Source organism: Candidatus Aegiribacteria sp. (genome assembly GCA_021108435.1).
In the GTDB taxonomy this organism is placed as follows: Bacteria; Fermentibacterota; Fermentibacteria; order Fermentibacterales; family JCC-6; genus Aegiribacteria.
Window position 1 is genome coordinate 1 of record JAIOQY010000045.1, and the last position, 4090, is coordinate 4090.

General features: G+C 45.2%; 3 protein-coding genes. All 3 read right to left on the reverse strand.

Going from position 1 to position 4090, the window contains the following annotated elements; genetic code table 11:
• Positions 1 to 301 precede the first annotated feature (301 nt).
• On the reverse strand, positions 302 to 1414 hold the full coding sequence (locus K8R76_02580; protein MCD4847059.1) for a hypothetical protein: 1113 nt from the start codon (positions 1412 to 1414) through the stop codon (positions 302 to 304).
• 339 nt (positions 1415 to 1753) lie between these two features.
• Positions 1754 to 2695: a glycosyltransferase gene (locus K8R76_02585; GenBank protein MCD4847060.1), complete on the reverse strand. Its 942-nt coding sequence runs from the start codon at positions 2693 to 2695 to the stop codon at positions 1754 to 1756.
• Positions 2696 to 2738: 43 nt separating this feature from the next.
• Positions 2739 to 3821 (reverse strand): hypothetical protein, encoded by a 1083-nt coding sequence (locus K8R76_02590; GenBank protein MCD4847061.1) that lies wholly within the window; start codon positions 3819 to 3821, stop codon positions 2739 to 2741.
• Positions 3822 to 4090: the final 269 nt, after the last annotated feature.

The following is a 4090-nucleotide window of genomic DNA, read 5'->3' on the forward strand; positions in this document are numbered from 1 at the left end:
GGTCGGGCAGAGTCACTGCGATTATTCCCGCGAAAAGCAGAACTGATAACATAAAAGCCTCCATTGCTACTTTCATTATTTACATTTAAGAATGAATTGAAAATATGCACGAGTTATAATGAACGCAATCAGCTCAACTGGTCTGGATCGCATCCACGGAGAATGATCGAAAATCCGGTACCGCTGTTTGAATATCCTCTCTGTCTCTCAGTCTCAGCGCGAGATCCCCAGTCAAACTTACCACCTGAAATAGTCCGGGAACCGGATAACAGTTACCAAATCGAAAACGAGAACCTTTATACTATAGAGAAGGATTTGCTACAAGTCCCATCTGATAAATCCTGATTGAGTCAGCAGCCATCGAATTGAAAGCAAGGAATCTACCGTTGCTTCCGGGAGAAAACACCCACGTGTTTGGATTTACGTCGTACTCAGGACTGACCATTGCATACAGAAGATGCTCGCCAAACATATCGTATACTCGGAAGATTTTTCCATCAAATGCTCCAAGTGCCAGCCAAAGCCTCTCCTCTTCATCTACAAACATATCTGATATGGCTTCTTTGAATGGGTCAGGTCTCATCTCGATACTGCTGTTTCTACCAGTTATATATGAGTAGTATTCATTATCGCTATCGATCTCTCTTTGTATCTCGGACTCACTTTTCGGAACTCTAGTATAAGATCTATCTTCAAGATGTAGATAGTGCATACCAGTTGGCTCGAATCCATCAACAATAAACTCTTCTGTTGAATACTTTGAATAGAATACTCTACCATCCACTGATACACAGTGCTGTAGATCACCATACTCTGACTTATCCAAAGAGTTGTTACTAGGCACACCAAATGGTATGCAAACACGGCAATATTCAACAGAAGCCTCAGCTGCTCCCCAATCCCACCTTTCGATCACATAACAGAAAGTAGGTTCTCCGTCGTTTACCTGTGGGGCGTTTCTTTCTAATACAAAACTGCTATCTCCAACAGCTACTATTTCATTCGGGATACTTCCATGGATATTCATTCTTCCGATAAAGGCATACTCCTGGTTAAAGCAAGAAATATGGTGAGCATCAGTTATCAAAAGCCTCCCATCTGGATAGAAGTCAAAGGAGTTCGGAAGCCGTAACTCTCCTGGTCCTTCACCTTCCCTACCGACGGTACGCACATATTCACTCCCTGTTGTGTAGATTTTAATACAGTGTTTATATTTATCAAGTATGGCGATATTACCTTCAGGTGTATAACTGACCTGTGTCGGCAACCATAATGTACTATCACTCTCACCAATTCCTATGACAACTGAATCAGTAACAACAATTAAAGAGTCAATATCAGGTTGTACGGGATCATTGTACTGTCCACAGCTGAAAAATGCTATGAGTAAGGGTAATAATTTTATTGATTTCATGAAGATTCCATACTGTCTGTGATGATTTTCCGTTTTACCTTAGATACTATTGTACATCAACTCCTCAGGGGGCTGGTGTTACAGAACCCGAATACTAGCATCCATGCTCGATCGTATATTATATGTGTATTTCTTATCCTTTACGATCTGGCGTATTTTTATCTTGTTCTCTATTAAGAATGTTTCCATGTAATTTCCAATGCTAAATTTGACATAACTACAGACTTCCCATTTCATTATATTACAAGGAGTTACACTACTCCACACCACTCTGGAATTTTCGAATTACTTCAGTCTTCTATTACATGACCCCATGCACACAGATGGAATCTGCTCCTGTCATGAGTTTTGCCTGAAATCCCTTCCCTGAAGTCCCAGAATGCAGCCTGCAACAGATATATAGGTAAAGATGAACATTGGGAAACCGACTCTCTTCATCCACGCGAGAAATATCCTGTACACACAGGGACTAACGGTAATTCGGGTAACGAATCTCATCACCATGTAGCACGGTCTGCGCGGAGACGCGAATATCGGTTTTACCCATTGATTTCCGAGTAGACTCTCGATACCGGGGTGTTTGGCAAGCAGATATCTCAGATTGTTCTGGCCGTACGTAACCATTCTGCCGGCGTACCTGTCCAGGTCTATCTCATCCAGATGCCTGGCTCGGATATCCGGATCCCAGTAGAAGGTGGCACCAGCCATCAGGAATCTGTATCCAAGTTCAGTATCTTCACCCCCATACGAAATTATCGACTCATCTGATCCACCGACCTGCTCGATCAGTGACCTTTTGACGCTGAAATTACCGGTAATGCAGTAGTTCCACGGAAAGGAACCCGCGGGTTTTCCACCCATTGCTCTTGAATCAGACCACTTCTGGAACCTGGTCGGATTTTCACGCCATGCATCGATCCTCGCTCCCATTACCACATCCGCGACACCGCTCCTGTGGTGGTTCAGATGCCTTACTACAAGGTCATCATTAAAATCAAGATCTGCATCCATCATCAGGATTACGCTGCCGGATGAAGCCTTCAAAGCAATGTTTCTGGCCCTGGGGCGATTACCTTCACCTTCCAGCCTCACAACCTGAAGATGCACTTCGGAAGGGAGATCATTCGCAAACTCGAGTGCGACCGGTTGATCGCTTCCATCATCCACAATCACAATTTCCATCACCGCGTCTGCAGTTTTCTGTGAACCGAGACAGACAAGAGTTGTGCGAAAATGGTCTCCTCCATTCCTAACAGGAATAAGAACAGAGATATCAATCATCTGCACCTCTTTGGACAATATCTTTGAAGGTCACTGAACAGCATCACCTTTCCCATCCAAGTTTCCTGTATCTCTCATGGAGCTGCCTGGCCACGGTTATCCAGTGATGATTCTTCATGATCCAGAATGGACCCTTCACGGCAAAGCTCTGCCTGAGTTCAGCATCCAGAACAAGTTCCCTGAGAACAGCCCTCAGGTTATCGGGGTGCGCCAGAGCAAACGGGTGATTGGGGATAAAACGCTGGTAAGCCGTTGACAGGTTAGTGACGGTGCACAATCCCATCGAGAGGCTTTCCAGCGAGTTTACTCCGTACCCCATGTCACCATCTGATATCTGATCGATTTCGATATGACAGGTCGATTTGAGTTCGATGGTTTCCGCATGAGAACAGTTCTGTATGAGCACAAACTCGACCGGCATATCACGGCTCAGACTCTCGACCGCTTCAATGATGATGGATGTCCCTTTTACAGTCGGGAGTCTGGGTGCATGACATATCCTTATCCTCTCGCTCACCGGGGATGCAGGAGGTACACTCTCCGGATCGAACGGAAGAAACTGATATTCGAGCTCCGGATATCTCTGATAAAGATCGAACTCGCATGTCAGATGCAGATCAGTAGCCTCCCATACCGGTCTGATTGCACCGCGCATCCTCAGATCTAATCCATGGTAGTAAGATACGATTTTCTTACCTTTTTCTTTCAGCTTCCTGACGTCTCTCCCGTCTCTGAAAAAACTTACACCTCCCTCGAAATGATAGATGTCGTAATCCCAGAATCCGTACTTCCTGGCGGCTTTTCTTATCCGGGGATTCCAGATCAAACTGCGGAACCACTGAAGAGGCGCCTCCACTTTACTCGGATGCCAGAAGATCCTCTCCCTGGTTCCGGTGAACGGCACTTTCATACTGCCTGCCCTGACCAGACGTTTGAGAGTCCACAACCATTCCATCGGACCGACGAAAGGCAACTCGAGACAGATGTCCTCTTCATAGATACTCTTGGCTCGGAAGAACGTAACCAGCCTGCTATCGTACCCGAGTGCTGTGTGGCCCCTGGTGAAAAAGGTCAGAACACCTGTAAAATTCTGCGGAGCAACGTGAAGAATCCTCGGTTTTCTCAAATTAACCCCTATCGTCGGACAGTTCTTCGAGTGCAAGGGAGCTTAATTTCGCACCAAAGTGGTATTTGTCTTAACATAGCACATCTTTCCTGCTTTTTCTTGATATATCCACCTGTGCCGATGATACTGTCTATAACTTTCCCAGGTCAACATCATCACAGGCGGAATTTGCCGAAAAGCTCAAATAGGAACACACCGCTACGTTGAAACAGACTGTTGAAAACATACCCATCTCTATCTTTGGTATATTAACTATTAAAGAGTTTCGG